18 protein-coding genes are annotated in these 18,783 nt (G+C 33.5%); 15 read left to right on the top strand and 3 right to left on the bottom strand.

Annotation, left to right across the window (positions count from 1 at the left end):
- Positions 1-93 precede the first annotated feature (93 nt).
- A complete protein-coding gene (locus tag Q0828_RS08030) occupies positions 94-1,533 on the bottom strand; it encodes a PLP-dependent aminotransferase family protein (protein WP_298419412.1) in 1,440 nt (479 codons plus the stop codon).
- A gap of 49 nt (positions 1,534-1,582) precedes the next feature.
- Here Q0828_RS08030 and Q0828_RS08025 point away from each other — a divergent pair, with 49 nt between their 5' ends.
- The 12 genes from Q0828_RS08025 to Q0828_RS07970 all read left to right on the top strand — a co-directional run bounded on the left by Q0828_RS08025 (position 1,583) and on the right by Q0828_RS07970 (position 13,549).
- A complete protein-coding gene (locus tag Q0828_RS08025) occupies positions 1,583-2,074 on the top strand; it encodes a GNAT family N-acetyltransferase (protein WP_298419410.1) in 492 nt (163 codons plus the stop codon).
- Complete coding sequence (locus tag Q0828_RS08020; protein ID WP_298419408.1) at positions 2,067-3,479, top strand: pyridoxal-dependent decarboxylase; 1,413 nt, start codon at positions 2,067-2,069, stop codon at positions 3,477-3,479. The genes Q0828_RS08025 and Q0828_RS08020 overlap by 8 nt, the downstream gene beginning before the upstream one ends.
- A 164-nt stretch (positions 3,480-3,643) precedes the next feature.
- Positions 3,644-4,141 carry a nuclear transport factor 2 family protein gene (locus Q0828_RS08015; RefSeq protein ID WP_298419406.1) on the top strand — a complete coding sequence of 166 codons (498 nt, stop codon included), beginning with the start codon at positions 3,644-3,646 and terminating at the stop codon, positions 4,139-4,141.
- Between the two features lie 9 nt (positions 4,142-4,150).
- Positions 4,151-4,813, top strand: a complete 663-nt coding sequence (locus tag Q0828_RS08010) for a hypothetical protein (protein WP_298419404.1) — start codon at positions 4,151-4,153, stop codon at positions 4,811-4,813.
- Positions 4,814-4,873: 60 nt separating this feature from the next.
- Positions 4,874-6,205: a hypothetical protein gene (locus Q0828_RS08005; RefSeq protein ID WP_298419402.1), complete on the top strand. Its 1,332-nt coding sequence runs from the start codon at positions 4,874-4,876 to the stop codon at positions 6,203-6,205.
- A 277-nt stretch (positions 6,206-6,482) separates the two neighbouring features.
- Positions 6,483-6,629: a hypothetical protein gene (locus tag Q0828_RS08000; RefSeq protein WP_298419400.1), complete on the top strand. Its 147-nt coding sequence runs from the start codon at positions 6,483-6,485 to the stop codon at positions 6,627-6,629.
- Between the two features lie 70 nt (positions 6,630-6,699).
- Positions 6,700-8,382 carry a helix-turn-helix domain-containing protein gene (locus Q0828_RS07995; RefSeq protein WP_298419398.1) on the top strand — a complete coding sequence of 561 codons (1,683 nt, stop codon included), beginning with the start codon at positions 6,700-6,702 and terminating at the stop codon, positions 8,380-8,382.
- A 75-nt stretch (positions 8,383-8,457) separates the two neighbouring features.
- A complete protein-coding gene (locus Q0828_RS07990; protein ID WP_298419396.1) occupies positions 8,458-10,419 on the top strand; it encodes a serine hydrolase in 1,962 nt (653 codons plus the stop codon).
- A 195-nt stretch (positions 10,420-10,614) separates the two neighbouring features.
- A complete protein-coding gene (locus Q0828_RS07985) occupies positions 10,615-11,025 on the top strand; it encodes a hypothetical protein (RefSeq protein WP_298419394.1) in 411 nt (136 codons plus the stop codon).
- Between the two features lie 121 nt (positions 11,026-11,146).
- Entirely contained in the window at positions 11,147-11,803 is a 657-nt protein-coding gene (locus Q0828_RS07980) for a hypothetical protein (RefSeq protein ID WP_298419392.1), read from the top strand.
- Positions 11,790-12,860 (top strand): histidine kinase, encoded by a 1,071-nt coding sequence (locus Q0828_RS07975; protein ID WP_298419391.1) that lies wholly within the window; start codon positions 11,790-11,792, stop codon positions 12,858-12,860. Before Q0828_RS07980 ends, Q0828_RS07975 begins: the two co-directional genes overlap by 14 nt.
- The gene (locus tag Q0828_RS07970) at positions 12,857-13,549 is read left to right on the top strand and encodes a LytTR family DNA-binding domain-containing protein (RefSeq protein WP_298419389.1); all 693 of its coding nucleotides are present in this window, start codon (positions 12,857-12,859) and stop codon (positions 13,547-13,549) included. Before Q0828_RS07975 ends, Q0828_RS07970 begins: the two co-directional genes overlap by 4 nt.
- A gap of 115 nt (positions 13,550-13,664) precedes the next feature.
- On the opposite strand, the gene Q0828_RS07965 is transcribed toward Q0828_RS07970, so the two are convergent.
- Both Q0828_RS07965 and Q0828_RS07960 read right to left on the bottom strand, forming a co-directional pair.
- Entirely contained in the window at positions 13,665-14,648 is a 984-nt protein-coding gene (locus Q0828_RS07965; protein ID WP_298419387.1) for a succinylglutamate desuccinylase/aspartoacylase family protein, read from the bottom strand.
- Positions 14,626-15,519, bottom strand: coding sequence for a RimK family alpha-L-glutamate ligase (locus tag Q0828_RS07960; protein ID WP_298419385.1), 894 nt, complete (start codon positions 15,517-15,519; stop codon positions 14,626-14,628). The genes Q0828_RS07965 and Q0828_RS07960 overlap by 23 nt, the downstream gene beginning before the upstream one ends.
- Positions 15,520-15,718: 199 nt before the next feature.
- Here Q0828_RS07960 and Q0828_RS07955 point away from each other — a divergent pair, with 199 nt between their 5' ends.
- From Q0828_RS07955 to Q0828_RS07945, 3 genes are all read left to right on the top strand, one after another.
- Positions 15,719-16,591 (top strand): hypothetical protein, encoded by an 873-nt coding sequence (locus tag Q0828_RS07955; RefSeq protein WP_298419383.1) that lies wholly within the window; start codon positions 15,719-15,721, stop codon positions 16,589-16,591.
- A 198-nt stretch (positions 16,592-16,789) separates the two neighbouring features.
- Entirely contained in the window at positions 16,790-18,022 is a 1,233-nt protein-coding gene (locus tag Q0828_RS07950) for a hypothetical protein (protein ID WP_298419381.1), read from the top strand.
- A 99-nt stretch (positions 18,023-18,121) separates the two neighbouring features.
- The gene (locus Q0828_RS07945) at positions 18,122-18,781 is read left to right on the top strand and encodes a succinate dehydrogenase cytochrome b subunit (RefSeq protein ID WP_298419379.1); all 660 of its coding nucleotides are present in this window, start codon (positions 18,122-18,124) and stop codon (positions 18,779-18,781) included.
- The last annotated feature ends 2 nt before the right edge of the window (positions 18,782-18,783 follow it).

Below are 18,783 nucleotides of genomic sequence, written 5' to 3'. Positions count from 1 at the left end.
AAAAATAGAAAAGTTTCTACGGTTTTAATTTTTCACTAAAAGAAAATGAAAAACATAAATTTCAGATTTTTATAAATACTAAATTAAATTATATCAATTCTCATAAATCAACTGCTTTGCCAATTCGCCAAGCAATTGAATTGCTTTCTCAATAGATTCAGTAAGTGGTTTTGAAAAGCTCAAACGAATGTAATTTTTGTGTGAATCATTCATGGAGAAAATCTGCCCAGGAGCAATAGTTAAATGATGTTCCTTAGCAGCTTCAAAAAGCGCTATACTATCAAAATATTTTGGGAAAGCAATCCATAATATATAGCCGCCACTTGGTGGAGTAACATAAATATTTTCGGGGAAATACGTATACACACATTTACAATACGCAAGCATATTGGTATGCAACGTCTGGCGTAATCTTTTTAAATGATATGGATATCTGCCTTTAGCAAAAAAAGCAACTAAAGCTTGTTGTGACAAGGTACTCGAACCTAACGAATGAATTCTTTTCAATTTTGTAACAGTTGCTGTAAACTTCCCAGGAATTGCATATCCAACACGAAAACCTGGTGCTAACGTTTTTGAAAACGAAGAACAATACATCACCAGTCCTTCTGTATCAAACTGTTTGCAAGTGCTTGGACGGTGTTTTCCAAAATACAATTCACCATACACATCATCTTCAATCAACGGAACTTCATGTTTTGTAACCAGTTTAACTAACTTTTTTTTCTGAGAAGTCGTCAAACTCATTCCTGTTGGGTTGTTAAAATTCGTCGTTAATAAACATGCTTTTACAGGAAACCGTTCTAACGAACGTTTTAAGAAATTAAGATCCAAACCTGTAGTTGTGTGTATGGGAACAGGAATAACTTTCAATCCTAAATTTTTAATAATTTGATGAATACCATAATACGTTAAACTATCGGAAATTACAATATCGCCTTTTTGCGTTGTCGCTTGTAAACATAATGTTAAAGCTTCTGTGCAGCCAGAGGTAATTACAATGTCTTTTGAGTCAAATGTTTCTCCAAATTTTATTTGTTGTCCAGCAATTAGCTGTCGTAAAATTTCATTTCCTGTAGGATGATCATAATTTAGAATATCAGCACCTAAAGCTGTCAATGCAGCCTTCATACTCTTCTGTAAAGTTGCTGTTGGTAACAACGAAAGATCAGGTCGAGCAGTTGACAAATGTGTATATTCTTTAGCGCTTAACAGATCTACGATATGTGAAATTATAGCATCTGTAGTCAATTCATGTATGGCAGGAGTTGTTTCTACAACAGTATCTGTAAAAGAAGGTATAAATTTCTTAGGTTGATAAATCACGTAATATCCTGATTTTGGTCTGGCCTCTATCAAACCTTTAGATTCCAGTGTATAGTATGCTTGAAAAATTGTGGAAGCGCTCACGTTGTGTTGTTTGCTAAACATACGTACAGACGGAAGTTTATCTCCTAATTGCAATACACCATTTAAAATTTCTTCTTCTAAATGCGTTGCAATATCTTCATATAAAAAATGAACTACTTTCATAAAAATCTGATATGGTTCAAAGGTAGAAAACTGAATCTGTTTTCTTGTGATGTTATCTTTTAAATTTACAGGAATCAAAAAAACAGGAGAAATGCAGACAGCAATTATTGGAAAAGAAGTGTATTCCATTACAATGGATATTGAAAAATTAAATATGAAAATGATTCATCAATATTTAAGTAAAGAATCATATTGGGCAAAAGATATTCCATTAAAGATGGTAAAAAAATCCATTGAAAACTCGTTGAACTTTGGAGTTTTTCACGAAAAAGAACAAATAGGATTTGCACGTTTAATTACAGATAAAACTACGATGGCATATCTCTGTGATGTATTTATTATAGAAGCGTATCAGAAAAAAGGCTTGTCATCTTGGTTGATGAAATCCATTACGACCCATCCTGAATTACAACACTTACGGCTTTGGATTCTATTGACAAGCTCGGCCGATTGGTTGTATGAAAAATTTGGGTTTTACAATCCAAAAAAACCTGAATTATATATGGAGAAACGTAATAAAATAAACTATAAAAATGTATAAAAAATTAGCATCCGATAAAGAAAACATAGCATTATTACTCAATGAAGTAAAGCAAGTTGCTATGCAACATTTTCAAGAGATAGAAACTGTACCGGCTTCAGCAAAACCCCGAGAACTGAAAAACTACAAATTGCCAAAAGAAGGGCTCGGTGCTGAAGCCGTATTAGCACATTTTAAAACGGAATATCAACAACTCATGTGCGGATCATCAGGTCCAAGATACTGGGGATATGTAACTGGTGGCGCCACTCCAGCTTCTGTAATGGGAGATTGGTTAGCAACAACTTTTGATCAAAATACACAAAGTATTAAAGGAAGAGGAGATGTCTCTGGAATTATGGAAAAAGAAACCATACAATTATTGTTAGAATTCTTCAACTTACCAAAAACTTTTTATGGAGGATTTGTCACAGGAGCTACCATGTCAAACTTTACCTGTTTGGGTGTTGCGCGCCAATGGGTTGGAAAAAACCAAGACTATGATGTTGCCTTAACAGGATTGCAAAAACCAATACAGGTTGCTGCTGGTATGCCGCATTCGTCGGTTGTAAAAGGATTATCAATGTTAGGGATAGGAAGTACAAACATTCATAAAATCCCATTATTAGAAGGGAGAGAAGCAATAAATGTCGAAAAACTAGAAGCGTTTTTAAAACAAAACCCAACAGGAGATGTCATTGTATTATCAAGTGCAGGAACCGTAAATAGTGTAGATTTTGACGATTTGGAAGCGATTTCTAAACTAAAAGAAATTTACAATTTTTGGTGGCATATTGATGCCGCTTTTGGCGGAATGGTCGCATGTGTTGAAGATAAAAAACAATTAATTTCGGGTTGGAAAAAAGCAGATAGTATCACCGTGGATTGTCATAAATGGCTAAATATTCCATATGATAGCGCTGTGTTTTTTGTACAAGAAAAACATCAAAAGAGACAAGTAGAAACCTATCAAAACTCCAATGCGCCTTATTTGGGAAACCCTATGGAAAATTTCACCTACTTAAACTTTCTGCCGGAAAACTCTAGAAGATTCAGAGCGTTACCAGTTTGGTTTTCGTTGATGGCGTATGGAAAAAAAGGACATCAAGAAATTGTTACAAGAAACATAGATTTAGCACAGCAATTGGCAAATTATATTGAAACAAGTAAAGACTTTCAATTAGTTGCGCCTACACGTGTGAATGTCGTCTGTTTCAAGGTTGTAGGTCTTTCCCAAGAAAAGCAAGATCTATTTTTAACAACATTAAATTCAAGAAGAAAAATATTTATAACACCTTCTGTATACAATGGAGAAGCGTGTTTCAGAGCAGCATTTGTTAATTGGCAAACTACGCAAAAAGACATTGCTATTGCCATCAAAGAATTAGAAGCCACTTTTCAAATCATCAAAGAAATGAAATCGTAAGTTTTATTGATTAATGGTATAAAGGACTTCAACTCCGCTTAATACAAGTATTTCGGGGACATTCAAAATAATCCTCTAACAGTGCTTGTATTGAGTGGAGTAGAAGTGTAACAATTATGAGAAAATATTGTCTATTAAGTATCATCAATCAATAAAACAAAACCATGAAATCAAAATTAGTCCTGCTTTTAGCACTAGGAATCTTTACAACATCCTGTATTTCTGTACGAACAAAATCAAAACGAACTGTTGTCACTTCAGAGAAATACACACCCGTAGATCAAAATTTATACAATACCATTGTGGCATTAGACAAACGTTTTTTTGATGCATACAATACTTGTGATTTAAAAACACAAGCCAAACTCATTTCAGAAGATCTAGAGTTTTTTCATGATAAAGGCGGATTGGCGACATCCAAAACACAAATCATGGAAGCAATGAAAAACAATATTTGCGGAAAAGTTACGCGTACGCTAATTGAAGGAACAATAGAAGTTTACCCAATTCCAGGGTACGGCGCTGTACAAATGGGAACACACAAATTCTTTAACAATCAAGAACCAAATGCAACACAAATTCCAAGCAAATTTGTCACGGTTTGGAAAAACGAAAATGGAGTTTGGACAATGACACGTATCATTAGTACCCATAAAAACTAGCAACTCAGTATGGGGAATTTCTATAAAATGAATGAAAAAATTCAATGGCTAGTTGGAATCGTAATGATACTTATTTTAGTACTAGTTATTGTCGGATGGCTTTCTGTAGAAAATATGCTTCTGAGGTTGTCTTTAATTTTTATAGTAATCCCTATATATGTGTTTTTGACAAGTCCAATAATGACACTTACCAAAAAGTATAAATATGTGTCACCAATGTTATTATATATTGATAAGAAGAATGCAATACTAGAATTACACAGTGGAACTTCTTTTGATTATATATCAATCATGAAAAACATACGGCCAGGAATGTATTGGAGGAATAAAATGCTGCAATATTACATAAATGGACTTTCTGTAATAGTAAAAAAAATAAAAAATGGAGACATTGCAAAAAACACAACGATAAAAGGTACATCACACTTTATGGAGAATTCAATAATCAAGAAGTTAGGATTTACAACTGTTGATCCCGAACCTATAGATAAAGTGATTTTTGTGTTGGATTACCTCGATTTAATTTGGATGAATTCATTCTCAAGAGGAAAAATACATTTCCCTAAATTTAGTAGTCTTAAAAAAGCAGAAATTTTAGCGGAAGAATTATTAAATTCAGAAAACGAATTAAAAAAATATCAAGAATTCCTTAAAAATAAGGCTGGCGATTAACTACATTTTGAAATAGCATAAGATTATTATAGTTTTAGCAATTATAACTAATTGCAAGCAATGAAAAAATCAACAATATTCATACTATTCAGTTTTATAGTATTTAATGCCTATGCGCAAACAAAAACTAAAACGAATAAGGAGCTTCTACAAAAGGCACAAACAGAATTGACACCTGCATTTGAATATTTCTTTTCAGATTGTTTAGTCAACAAAAACGCTGACGATTGCACAAGTGAACTCTATGACAAAGCTACAAATGAATATCAATCTTTTGTTATTGGTGGCGCGCTATACAATATTGCACCAAAATTGTCATTGATTTTACATAAAAGAGCCATTGCTAAAAAACCAAATGAACTTAGTTTCAATTTAGAATATGCCATTGAAAGTCATAGAGCTCGAGATTATGAAACGGCTATCAGACACTATAAAATATACAAAGAGGTAGTTGCAAAAGATTATAGAGTTGATGTTTGGTTAAGTGAATGTTATTTGCAGCTAGACAATTATGAAAAAGCACTAACACATTGGAAAGCAGCAAATCATCAAAAAAATCATACGGGAATTGACAAAGCTATTTATATCATTCACGGGAAAACGGATCAAATAAAAAAACGTTCAGATTTAGTTGAAAAAGTAAAGCAAAAAGATGTTAAAAGCGCGTATGAGTTGATTTATCTTGACATGAATTGGGAATTAGATTGGTGGAATACCTATGTGCAAGAATACTTTTTAGAAAAAGACTTAGAGACGATCAAAAGTGTTTTTGGAGCAAAAAGTACAGTGTGCCAACAAGTAGCAGCATACAAAAAAATAAAACAACTCTCTAAAGATTTTAGTATTGGGAATACCCTAAAAACAGCATTTCTAGATGCAAAGTTGATCCTTGAAAACAATGAAATGCCAGTACATGGTAAAATTGCTTCAGACTTATTAAGAGTAGCATTTATGAATGAACTCATAGATGAAGCTACATTCTTTGAAAAAAGAGGAGAAGAAATGATTGCTTTAGCAGACAAACATAAAGATGAAGAATTGCTAAACATATATGCATATCTAGAAGCAATTACAACAGGACGTGTTTCTGCTAAAACGGATAAAAAGGGTTGGAATGAATACAAAAGTGAAAAATTTGCGATCAGTTATTTCATAGGATTAGCAGATAAAAACACATATGATAATCCTGATTTGACAAAAGCATTAATCGATTTTCCAAACTCGTCTAAAATTCATTGGGTAAAACTCAATTGTGCAAAAATTGAAGGAAAAAATATAAAACAAGATTTAATAGCTGTCTTAAAAAAAGAATTCAAAACCTTAGGAGCTGACGAAAACAAGTATTCATACGGGCTTAAAGGTTATTTTTACTTACTAGAAAATGAATTGTAAATTGTGACTTCAAATTTCCATGGTTCTTTTCTCTAATTGGAATACTAAAACCATTGGCAGCAGAAATCATAAAAAAAGGAGTTGGTGGTTACAGAATTGCAAGTTTCTCAAACAAAACTGAATTTCATCAGGAAATATTAGAATGAGAGCTTTATAAGAAATACCGTTTCAAGTTCAATCCTACGATAACTTTACAGTAGGGCACTTTATAAATTTATCCAGCGGACCATTTGAAATTCAGACTAACGGATACGAATTAAAGCAACAGCAAAACGGAATGAAACAGATACTAGCAAGCAACTACAAACTAAATGGAATCATAGGAACATTAATGCATATACCATTTCGCTTGGTAGTGTATTTATTTCAAAAATATCTATTAAAAGGAATCAAAGCGAATCTACAATTGATACAAAATTCATAACCAATCAAAAGAAAATCAGGGGAATCAATAGCTTTTTCGCGTATCTTTAGGTAACTAAACCTACCTAAAGATGTTAAACTGGAACCTATACAACACAACAATCTTCATAGGCGCTATCGGACTTTTAGTATTAGTAGCCTATCATGTATTCACAAGGAAAATTCATGACAAAACCGCGCGTTATTTTTTTTGGTTTCTCATGATAACGGCAATTGCTATTTTACAATATATATCATTTGATATTAAAATATCACAAAAATATAGAGCGATTACATTACTTTTTTTTCCGTTTGAGTTTCTAGCGCCCGTGATCTTTACAGCCTTTACCTGCGCATATTTACAAAAAGAACAACTCTTCAAAAAGTATAAATACTATCTATTAATTCCGTTTATTGCATTCTTTCTTATTTACACTGTGGTGAAGATAAATGTCTTTGTCGATTACGCTATCTTATCACGGAAAAGGGTTGGAAACATTCGTGCGGAATGGAATGAAAATTTAGCATTACTATTCACATTTGTCATAGGTATCTGGAATTACAATATCATCAAAAACTATGAAAAAGACTTAGGAGAGCTATCGTACTCAGCTGTTATTAGAAAAACAAAATGGTTGAAAAACATATACATGACGCTCATTTTACTCAGTGTTTTTTGGCTACTCACGCTTCTATACATAAAAACCAATATAAATGTAAGTGGAAATCATAACTATTATCCTCTATGGATTGCTTACTTAGCATGTTACTATGTGTTTTATGTAAAAAGTAGCGCACATTTACAAAGAATACAACAAGAAAGAAACGAAGAAGAAGCGGTTTTCAATCTCTCAGGATTGGATAAGTTATTTGAGCCAAAAGGATTACAAATACTAAAACAAAACCAATCGCAAGTCATTGCTATTCTTAGCTATTTTGCAACATCACTATTTGATAAAAACAAAACAAAAGAAGTTCTTTGGGATATCATAGAAAACTGTATTTCCAAACTTCAATTAGAAGACTGTGTATTATATCTGTTAGATGAAAAAAAGCAAGTTTTACATCAAGAAGCGGCATTTGGGAACAAAAAACAAGATGCATTTGAAATTCATGAACCTAAAAAAATACCTGTAGGAGAAGGCATTGTAGGAAGTGTTGCTCAAACAGGAAACTATGAATTCATCAAAGATACACGCAAAGACAAGCGTTACATAATAGATGATAAGGCCCGATTGTCAGAATTGGCGGTTCCTATCTATGTAAACGGGACAATCAAAGGTGTATTAGATGCTGAACATTCGAAACATAATTTCTTTACAGAAAACCATCTATATCTATTTCAACTCATTGCAAAACTGACCGAAAACAAATTAGTACAAGTACAGCAACAGAAAAAAGGAATTAGTATTACAAATGATAATTCGTATTACAAAGAAATCTGTGCATTAATGGAAGATGAAAAACGCTACCGAGATCCAGAAATAAAACTAGCGACACTTTCCAAAGAAATAAACATTAGTGCAAATTACCTTTCTCAACTAATCAATGCATTAAGTGGGCATAATTTTTCTGATTTTGTAAACAGTTATCGAATCAAAGAAATAAAATCTAAATTATCGCATCCGGCTTTTATAGAATATCCAGTATTATCTATTGGATTAGAAGCTGGGTTCAATTCCAAATCGGCTTTTTACAACTCCTTCAAAAAACACACAGGAATGTCACCCACGGTCTTTCGGGAAAAACACCCATACGAGTCCCAATTCCTTTAAATTCAATAATACGGGACACTCGGGACTATTGCCAATACTAGGTTTGCATCGTTATTAATTTTAAAAATCAAAATGATGAATTCAAAAACAAAATTGGCAATATTGGGAATGATGCTACTAATCTCATTCTCTTTTGCAGGAACAAAAAAAAGCGAAAACGCCAACAATGAAGAAAAACCTTTTGCAGTAAAAACATTAAAAAGCTATGCATCACGTCATGGACTTTCATCTTCACAATATCAAACAGAAGTAAACAACTATGTAGGGAAAGGATACAAACTTGCTTATGTAGATGGTTATTATGTAAACGGGAAAACAAAATTTGCAGGATTATGGGTAAAAGGAGATCCATCACAACAAATATTGCGTCACAATCTAACAGAAACACAATACCAAGCTGAATTTAGAAAAAATCATGACAAGGGCTTTCGTCTCGTACATGTTGATGGGTATTCTAATGGAAAAAAAGCATTGTATGCCGCTATTTGGGAAAAGCAAAGTACACGTGGATTACGAGCGCGTCACGGTTTAACAAGTAAACAATATACTGCCGAATTTAGAAAGAACAAAAATGATGGCTATCGTTTGGTGCATGTCAGCGGTTATGGAGTCAAAGGAAAAGATTACTATGCTGCCATTTGGAAAAAAGGAAATGCGTCGGGATATGTTGCGCGTCATAGATTATCAAGCAAACAATACCAAGAAACAGTAGCCAAGTATTGGAAACAAGGGTATGTAGTGACACAAGTAGATAGTTATGATGTAAGAAACAAAATATATTATGCTTGTATCATGGAAAAGAAATCAGGACGATTTAGCGCACGTCATAAGATGAATTCAAAAAACTATCAACTAGAAGTAGAGAATCATTACTATCAAGGAGCTATTCCAATCTCTGTAAGTGGACATGATGCAGGAAAATCAGCGGGATATGCAGCGGCTTTCAAAAATGTAACAAGTTGGAAAAGTAGAGATGTTAATCAATTAGATAGTAAAATCCGCAAAGTAATGAAAGATTATAAAATTCCAGGGACAACGATCGGAATTGTAAAAGATGGAAAACTAGTCTATGCAAAAGGATATGGTTATGGAGTCAAAGAAGACAAAACCATTGCATCTGCAACAAGTTTAATGCGATTGGCAAGTGTGTCAAAACCAATTACAAGCGTAGCTATCATGAAGTTGGTAGAACAAAAGAAACTAAAACTGAGCGATAAAGTGTTTGGTAAAAATAGCATTTTAGGAAGCAGTTATGGAAAAAAGAACTTAAGTAGCCGAGAAAAAGCAATAACGGTTCAACAATTGCTAGAACATACGGCAGGCGGTGATGCTTGGGATCACAACTGGAAACCTGAGGAAACCGATACTTGGGGACCACCTATGTTTCAAAAGAAAAAGTTAAGTCAGAAAAAATTGATCGGTTGGGTTTTAGACGATCGTGATCCGAGTCACAAACCAGGAACGGTTTATAAATACTCAAACTATGGATACTGTCTATTAGGAAGAATTATTGAAAAGAAAACTGGGAAAAGTTACCAAAGTTACTTACGAAACAATATCTTAAAACAATGTGGAATCTCTCAAATGTATATTGGTGCAAATAAGAAAAAGGATCGTAAATACAAAGAAGTAGTATACTATGCAAATGGTGGTGATGCTTACAACTTACAAATGAGCAGAATGGACAGTCATGGCGGTTGGATAGCTTCTTCAGTAGATTTAATGCGCTTCATGGTACGTGTAGACGGACAGAATTCTAAAAAAGACATCTTAAAAAGCAGCACTGTTAAAACGATGACAACAAAATCATCGGTATCAGGGTATGCCAAAGGTTGGTCAGTAAGTGGCGGAAACTGGTCTCACAGTGGCGGAATGGATGGAACAAGCACCTTGATCAAAAAAATGGACAATGGTGTAAGCTATGTATTTCTAACCAACGCTACAGGAAATGGTAGTGGACAAGCTGGCGCTATGAAAAAAGCATTAGAAGACGGAATCAAAGCAATTAAATTTTGGCCAAACTTAGATTTATTTTAGTAAAACTCGATTTTATGAAGCTCGCAGAGCGCACGTAAAACCCTAAGTAATAGTATAAAGAAGCATTCTCATGCTTGATTTGCCACTGTACAGGAAGTAATTTTTGTGCGGTGGTTTTGTCATTTTGATCTTATCAAAGATAATTATAGCTTTATGAATTATAAGAGTACACATACTATAACAGATTAGAAAAAAATGAAATTGGAGTACTTACATGACATGACTGCTAATGGAAAATTCAAAGATGTCGTTAGTGAAAATTTGATTCGACTTTGGGAGTTTAACTCAAAAGAAGCAAAACAATTTCAGGATTTAATTCATGACTTTGTAAAGAATTCGTATGCGATAAAGTTGTTTCTTGATCAAGAAGAGTTCGTTAACCCAATGAACTGTAAACTGATTTTAGCCAAAGATCATGCTAATAACGGAATCACTAGATTGAGCGAAGACGAATTCATTTGCAAATTAAACACTGACGGATACGAACACATAATTGAATTAATCAAACCATTTACCAACGAAGGTTGCAGTGGATATCAATGGTTAGACGAGCAAACAAAAGCAGGAGATATTGACTTTCTTTTTTCACCAAGCGGAACTTGGTAATGAATAAAAAAAACATACTTTTAACAGATACGACCCGAGTTGCTCCGTGTTGGACGAAATTAGTTGTCATGCTTTCGCGAATACACTTGTTTTGAATCGTAAACTTAAAACGACAACAGTTATGAAAACGAGAATCATTTTATTACTTGGAGGCTTGCTACTACTAAACTCATGCATCCTAAAATCGATACAGCCTTTTTACATTGCCAAAGCCATTAGTTATCAAGAAGATCTTATCGGAAACTGGGAAGATCCTGAAAATGGAAGCTGGAATATAGCTTCGTTTAAAACACTTTTTAAAAGTGATAGAGAAGATCCCAAACTGTCTGAAAACGATAAAATCTTACTAGACAAATACAAAGAAGCCTATGTTGTATCCTACACAAAAAAAGATAATGAAGCTACATTTATCGTAATTCCTTTTCAAGTAAATGGAAAGCTTTTTGTAGATTTTACTCCTTTTAATGATGGATTAGAAAATACCAATCAACTCTTGGCGCAACATTTAATTCGCACACATTCCATAGCAAAAGTAGAACGACTCAAAAACAAAGAAATACGTTTTAAATGGTTGGATGAATCAAAAATAAAAAAACTTCAAAAAGAGCAGAAAATCCGTTTACAACACGAAAAAATAAGTATTGAAGGCGACTATGTACTAACAGCTACTTCAAAAGAACTCTACGCTTTTTTAGAAAAATTTGAAGCATCCAACAATGATGAAATTTGGGGTTCGTCGGATCAAATTACACTAAAACAAATCCATGAAAAGCCTTAACGCAAATATGAACTACATATTCAAAAAGAAACGCAATACAGTGTTCAACATTGTATTGTGGTTTCTTTATTACATTGTGTTACTCTTTATCTTTTCGCAAGGAAAAATGCCTTTAAAAATTGATTACATCTATACTATCAGTTTCTTAGTTGTAATGGCAATTCCAATCATTATAAATACATATTTCTTAGTGCCACGACTATTGCAAAAAGGAAAGTATGTGGCGTTTTCAGTATCTTTTATTGTTATCATAATCGTATTTTGGCAATCATATACACACTGCTTTCAATCATTAATAGATGCTGTTTTTTCTAATCACTATTTCATATCGTATCAAACCAACTTACAAGCCATTACAAAATTCATCTTACTATTAATAGTATCGATGTTGCTACGGATTTTTGAAAGTTGGTTGTATTTCAATGCTGAGCAAAACAAACGTTTACAAACAGAAAATCACCGGATACAAATACAGCTATCACACTTACGTGCGCAAATAAATCCGCACTTCTTATTCAATTCATTAAACGTAATTTACGCTTTAGCGATTGAAAAAAAAGAAGAAACCGCAGAAGCTATTGTACAACTATCAGATGTATTACGACACATTATCTATGACGCCGATTCGGATCGAATCAAACTCAAGGATGAGGTTGTATTACTAAAAAACTACATTGCTTTTCAGAAATTTAGAACGCACGGTTTGGAAGGCATTACATTTGAGATTAATATGGAAAACGAAGACTTTGAAATCTACCCAATGTTACTCTTACCATTAGTGGAAAATGCCTTCAAACACGGAATGGAAACAAAAGCGAAACAGGCATTCATAAAAATAACGCTTACGCAAGAAGGGACAAGTTTTGGTTTCCAAATTGTAAATCATAACAACACTTCCAAGCAAAAAAGCAACAGTGAATATTCAGGTGTTGGGCTTGAAAATATACAGCACAATTTAGAAATTGTATATCCTAACAAACATACATTTCACATAAAAGAAATGGACGAAACCTTTACGGTTTCACTTCAAATTACTCAAAAAGAAAACAGCAAATGAAGCTAAACTGTATCATAATAGATGACGAGCCTTCATCACAAAAAGTACTCAATGTATTTATAGAAAAAGTACCATCACTACACTTAGTTGAAGTCTGTAACAATGCAACGGATGCTTTGGAAGCTTTGCGAAAATACACACATATTGATTTGTTGTTTTTAGATATCAATATGCCTAATATTTCAGGAATGACGTTTTATAAATCCTTGAAAAATTCGCCAGCTGTTATCTTTACAACGGCTTACGCCGAATATGCCATTGATGGTTTTGAAGTCAATGCGGTAGATTATTTATTAAAACCGTTCTCTTTTGATCGTTTCCTTGCGGCTGTCAACAAAGCATTTGATGCTGTAAAAACTTCTGAAAATACAATAGAAGAGGAAGCAATTTATATAAAAGAAAACAAAACGCTTCACAAAGTAAATCTGCAAAACATTCTATATGTAGAAGCGCTGGGCGATTATGTTAAAATCCATTTAGATGATAAATTCATTGTTACGAATAGTACATTTACAAATATGTTGGAACAATTGCCAAGCAATCAATTTATACGTACACACAAATCTTTTGCTATCAATTTCAAGAAACTAAACAGTGTTTCTGGCAATCAAATCATTATCAACAATACCAAAATCCCTATTGGGCAAACCTACAAAACGGACTTTATGAAGTTGTTGTTGAAGGAGTAATTAAACGTCATGCTGAACTTGATTCAGCATCTCACTCACGATTATGTGATCTTGAATCAAGTTCAAGATGACGTGTGTTTATTAAACAAACAGATTGCTGCAAACTTGAAAAAAGTTAGATTACTGAGCCTGTCGAAGCACCAATATGAAACAACGCATCTCCTTGATTCACAACGGCTTGGTTGTTGATGCAAAACACAAAACCATCATACGGCGCTTTTACTTCTTTACAATAATCGGCAAAAGTATCCGTCACAAAACCGAGAACTTCTCCTTTTTTAATAGAACTTCCATTCAATACTTGCGGAACAAACATACCAGCCGTTGGGGCGCGTAACCATTTGCGTTTAGTAAGAAATTCGCTGACTTCACGTTCAATCAACATTGGGTCAATTTTGTCAATCATACCAACGTATTTCATCACATTCAATACGCCCTGAATTCCTTCTTTAATAGCATATTCATCAAAACGCATGCTTTCGCCACCTTCATATACAATAATCGGAATCTTTCGATCATACGCAGCTTTTCGAAATGATTTCTGAATCAATGAAGTTGCAAAATAAAAAGGTGCATTAAACACTTTTGCTAAGGTTCTACTTTCAAGGAAATCATCGGTAAATCGTATCTGAGGATGATTGTGACGTTGTGCGCCACCTGTATGCAAATCAATGCCAAAATCTACTTGTGGTAACACTTCATGTGTCACTTGATAGGCAATTCTCGCAGCAAGCGAACCATTTTTAACACCAGGAAAACTACGATTTACATCTTTGCCATCAGGTACTTGACGTGAAAAGTGAATAAAACCAAAAATATTCAGCAAAGGCAAGACAATTACAGCGCCATTTTTGATTTTAAAATTATTATCGTACAACATTCTACGAATAATTTCCACACCATTAATTTCATCACCATGCAAACCGCCTTGTACCAATAAAGTTGGTCCTGGTTTCTCAGCATTGAACACATATATTGGAATATCAATCAGTGTTCCTGTGGGTAAACGATCAATAGGAATCTTAATCCATTTATCTTCGCCTGGTTTCACGGATTCTCCGTAAATAGTAATGGTTTTATTTCCCGAATCTTCGAACATTCTTTCCTAAAAATTTAATAATTTCTCCTGCTACATTCACTTTCGTATGTGTTTCAATACCTTCCAAACCTGCGGAAGAATTGGCTTCAATAACCAAAGGGCCACGCTTGGAACGAATAATATCAACGCCGCATACAGGCAATCCTAACACTTTTGCTGTGTGAATAGCAATCTTCTTTTCGTAATCTGTTAAAGTCACCGACTTCATAGTGCCACCACGATGTACATTGCTTCTAAAATCTTCTTCTGTGCTGGTACGCATCATAGACGCTACAATTTTATTCCCTACAATATACACGCGAATATCCTCTCCGTTAGCTTCCTCAATATACTCTTGTAAAATAATGTTCACGTTCATATTATACAAAGATTCAATAATTGATTTTGCCGATTTTTTACTTTCGGCAATCATTACACCCAATCCTTGTGTGCCTTCTTGCAACTTGATAATAATTGGCGCGCCACCTAATAATTTTATATGTTCTTTAATGTTAGAAGTATCTTTTGCAAATAGCGTTTTTGGAATAGGAATACGTTTTCTTGCTAAAATTTGCATCGTACGCAATTTGTTTCGAGAACGAATAATTCCGAGAGATTTTGCAGTGGTAAACGCACCATTCATTTCAAACTGTTTTACAATGGCGGCACCATGTCGTGTTACAGAGGTTCCAATACGGGGAATAATAGCATCTACACCATTTGTAATATTTTCTGGACCTAAATAAATTTGAGGTTTCGCTTCGTCACCAAGAATCACGGCGCATTTGGTATGATCTACCACGCGCACATTATGCCCCTTTTTTGCAGCTTCATGATACAATCTATTCGTAGAATAAATTCGGGAGTTGATCGAGAGAATATAAATATTCATTATAGGGTTGAATCAAGTAAGATTTCTTAAAAATAAGTAAACTTTTTTAGTTTAAAACAATCTCATATTAAAAAACAATAAATTGTTGATTTAGAAAGCGTTTTGTGTATGAAAAAGAAGCTTAAAATATATAATTCTTAGTACATTGCATACGAACTCATACAGCTCAATCGTTATGATGTTTTATAAAACTTGTTCAATGAAAAAATATAGTTGGATTCTTATTGTGTGTGGAATATTATTTTTGGGATGTAAGTCTGATGAAGATTGTTGCACGCCAAATCTTGAAACGGGCAATCTGATCATAAAATTTAAATTTGACCCAGCGCAAGATCGGTTGGATAATTTAGGTCAGCCTGCAATAATTCCAGCAGGAAATGCAGCACAATCACCCAATTTTGCACGCATGAGTGCTAATTATATTGAATTTGCGTCAAGCGCGAATACACTCTTAGGTGCTGGAGAAATCATTTACAATGGTGCCGAAACAACACAAGGAGGAGAAATGGCAATAGACTTTCAGGCAGCACAATTTGCAGGAAATGATGATATTTTCATAAGTATTCCTTTAGAAGAAGTTGCACAAGGAACTTACAATTGGGTGCGTGTTTCATTGGCATATCAAGAAGGAAGCATCAATCTATTGCAAAACGGAAATGATATTACAGGAACTTTGGCAAGTTTTGTTGGGTACAATAGTTATATCACTAGTTTTGATGTAAACGGAAGTACCTTCGACATTAATGAAAATAAATTACAAGGATTTTGGGCATTTGAAGCTTTAGGGCTTACAACGCAAGGACAAGCGCCAGCAGGAGCAACTACAGTTCCGAATCCGTTATTCAACACATCACCAGTACCACAAGGTTCATGTGTAGTTACAGGGCAATTTGCAAATGCATTTACGATTACTGGAAACGAAACAGGAAATATAGAAGTAACACTTTCATTCTCTGTAAACAATAGTTTTGAATGGACAGAGATCAATGCGGATGGAAAATACGAACCTGCTATTGGTGAACAACCTGTCGATATGGGACTACGAGGATTAATTCCTTCGGTTTCTAATTAATACTAGACAAGAATATGAAATAAGTAAACTTTCTTCATTTAAAAAAGAACACATATTTAATAAAAACATAAATAATTACTGAATTACAATAAACAGCATTCGATTTTATTGATTTTTCACAATGATTGACACTTCTTTTACATTTTTTTGACATTACTTGTCGAAGGGCAATTTAGCTTAGCCAATAAATTTAAAATTATGCTAAAATCTATTTCATTGCTTCTAATAATGTTGATCTCTTCTATTACTTTTTCACAAGATAATTTAAATGATGATGTCAAAATATTTCTCGACTGTAATATTTGTGATCATACTTACATTAAACAAAATTTGGGCAATGTTCAGTTTGTGAGAGATCAAGGTTTGGGTGACGTTCATTTATTTTTTGTTACACAAGCAAACGGAAGTGGCGGGCGCTTATATGAGATTGACTTTATTGGTAAAAATAGGTTTGAAAACATCAACTATAAAGTAAAATTCTCTACAAATACGGATATGACCAGAGATGTTGTCAGAAATGAAATTTTAAAACATATAAAACTGGGACTTGTTCGGTTTTGGATAGAAAATGGAAATACAACCAATATAATGGTTACTGTTCCTAGTCCAGAAAATGAAACAGAAACTGTAGAAAGAGATGCTTGGGATTTTTGGGTATTCAGGCTTGGTGCTCGTGGTTATTTTAATGGAGAAGAAACAAATAAATCGAGTAATTTAAATTTTAATATATCAGCCAAAAGAGTCACAGAAAAAAATAAATTTTCAATAAGAGCTAGTTTTAGTGAAAACAGATCGACCTTTACTTTTGATGGAGATGATATTGTAGCTATTAACAACAATAAGTCTTTAAATATAAGTGATGTTTTGAGTATAAATAGTCATTGGTCGTATGGTTTCTTTGCAGACATTGGAACTTCTACTTACAGTAATTATAACTTGTTTTGGAGGTTTAGACCAGCAATAGAATATAACTTTTTTAAGTATGAACAATCTGCAACAAAACAACTCATTTTATCATATCGAAATGGATTAGTTTTTAATGATTATATAGAACGATCCGTATTTGGTGAAGAGAAAGAACTCTTATTTGAACACTCAATTTTATTAGGTGGAAGTGTTCGTCAAGAATGGGGAAACATTAATGGAGAAGTATCTTTTAATCAGTACTTACACAACACAACATTGAACTCTTTAGGGTTCTATTTAGGTGCTAACATTAGAGTGTTTAAAGGTTTTAGTTTTGACGTTGGAGGAAACTATAGAATCACCAGAAATCAAATCAATCTTCCTGCTGGAAATGTATCATTAGAAGAATTATTACTTCAACAACAACAATTGCAGTCTGGTTATAATTATTGGGTTACAATTGGTTTTAGTTATTCATTTGGATCAATTTACAATTCTATTGTTAATCCTAGATTCAATTTTTAATTAAATCGATTCTAAATAGACTCCAAAAGAAGGTTTAAAATTTGTAGACCTACTGAGTGCGCCGTATATTTGTGAAACAAATAATTAATCACAATTATAATGAGCGGAATTTTAAATTCTTCGATTGGAAGAAAGTTTGCGATGGCACTTTCAGCACTCTTCCTAATGTTTTTTCTTTTACAACATTTTGCAATTAACATCCTTTCTGTGTTTAGTCCTGATGCTTTTAACGAAGCTTCACACTTCATGGGAACGTTTTGGGCAGTACAATTTATTCTACAACCGATTCTAATTATTGGAATTGTATTCCACTTTACAATGGGAATCATTTTAGAATTGAAAAATAGAAGAGCACGCCAAGTTAAATATGCCAAAAATAATGGAAATGCTAATTCTACTTGGATGAGTAGAAACATGATTTGGACTGGATTACTTATTGAAGCTTTTCTTATTGTTCACATGTCTCAACTTTGGTGGCATGAAATAACAGTAAAGTATATCAGTCCTATGAAAGAGGATCCAACACGTTACTATCATGAACTAGTGGAACATTTTGAAAGCCCAGTAATCGTAGGCATATACATAGTTGCATTTGTATTTTTAGCATTACACTTATTACACGGTTTCAATTCAGCATTCCAATCAATTGGAGCGAATAACAAATACACAAAAGCATTAAAAGGTGTAAGTAAAGTATATTCTATAGGAATTCCAGTAGGATTTATTTTTATCGCATTATATCATCATTTCGCACACTAAAA

Source organism: uncultured Kordia sp. (genome assembly GCF_947496985.1).
Lineage (GTDB): Bacteria > Bacteroidota > Bacteroidia > Flavobacteriales > Flavobacteriaceae > Kordia.
This window is presented reverse-complemented; position numbering and strand designations above follow the sequence as displayed.

Coding starts and splice junctions, on each gene's coding strand:
- Q0828_RS08030 (WP_298419412.1), bottom strand. CDS start 1,533: ATGAAAGTAGTTCATTTTTTATATGAAGATATTGCAACGCATTTAGAA.
- Q0828_RS08025 (WP_298419410.1), top strand. CDS start 1,583: ATGTTATCTTTTAAATTTACAGGAATCAAAAAAACAGGAGAAATGCAG.
- Q0828_RS08020 (WP_298419408.1), top strand. CDS start 2,067: ATGTATAAAAAATTAGCATCCGATAAAGAAAACATAGCATTATTACTC.
- Q0828_RS08015 (WP_298419406.1), top strand. CDS start 3,644: ATGAAATCAAAATTAGTCCTGCTTTTAGCACTAGGAATCTTTACAACA.
- Q0828_RS08010 (WP_298419404.1), top strand. CDS start 4,151: ATGGGGAATTTCTATAAAATGAATGAAAAAATTCAATGGCTAGTTGGA.
- Q0828_RS08005 (WP_298419402.1), top strand. CDS start 4,874: ATGAAAAAATCAACAATATTCATACTATTCAGTTTTATAGTATTTAAT.
- Q0828_RS08000 (WP_298419400.1), top strand. CDS start 6,483: ATGAAACAGATACTAGCAAGCAACTACAAACTAAATGGAATCATAGGA.
- Q0828_RS07995 (WP_298419398.1), top strand. CDS start 6,700: ATGTTAAACTGGAACCTATACAACACAACAATCTTCATAGGCGCTATC.
- Q0828_RS07990 (WP_298419396.1), top strand. CDS start 8,458: ATGAATTCAAAAACAAAATTGGCAATATTGGGAATGATGCTACTAATC.
- Q0828_RS07985 (WP_298419394.1), top strand. CDS start 10,615: ATGAAATTGGAGTACTTACATGACATGACTGCTAATGGAAAATTCAAA.
- Q0828_RS07980 (WP_298419392.1), top strand. CDS start 11,147: ATGAAAACGAGAATCATTTTATTACTTGGAGGCTTGCTACTACTAAAC.
- Q0828_RS07975 (WP_298419391.1), top strand. CDS start 11,790: ATGAAAAGCCTTAACGCAAATATGAACTACATATTCAAAAAGAAACGC.
- Q0828_RS07970 (WP_298419389.1), top strand. CDS start 12,857: ATGAAGCTAAACTGTATCATAATAGATGACGAGCCTTCATCACAAAAA.
- Q0828_RS07965 (WP_298419387.1), bottom strand. CDS start 14,648: ATGTTCGAAGATTCGGGAAATAAAACCATTACTATTTACGGAGAATCC.
- Q0828_RS07960 (WP_298419385.1), bottom strand. CDS start 15,519: ATGAATATTTATATTCTCTCGATCAACTCCCGAATTTATTCTACGAAT.
- Q0828_RS07955 (WP_298419383.1), top strand. CDS start 15,719: ATGAAAAAATATAGTTGGATTCTTATTGTGTGTGGAATATTATTTTTG.
- Q0828_RS07950 (WP_298419381.1), top strand. CDS start 16,790: ATGCTAAAATCTATTTCATTGCTTCTAATAATGTTGATCTCTTCTATT.
- Q0828_RS07945 (WP_298419379.1), top strand. CDS start 18,122: ATGAGCGGAATTTTAAATTCTTCGATTGGAAGAAAGTTTGCGATGGCA.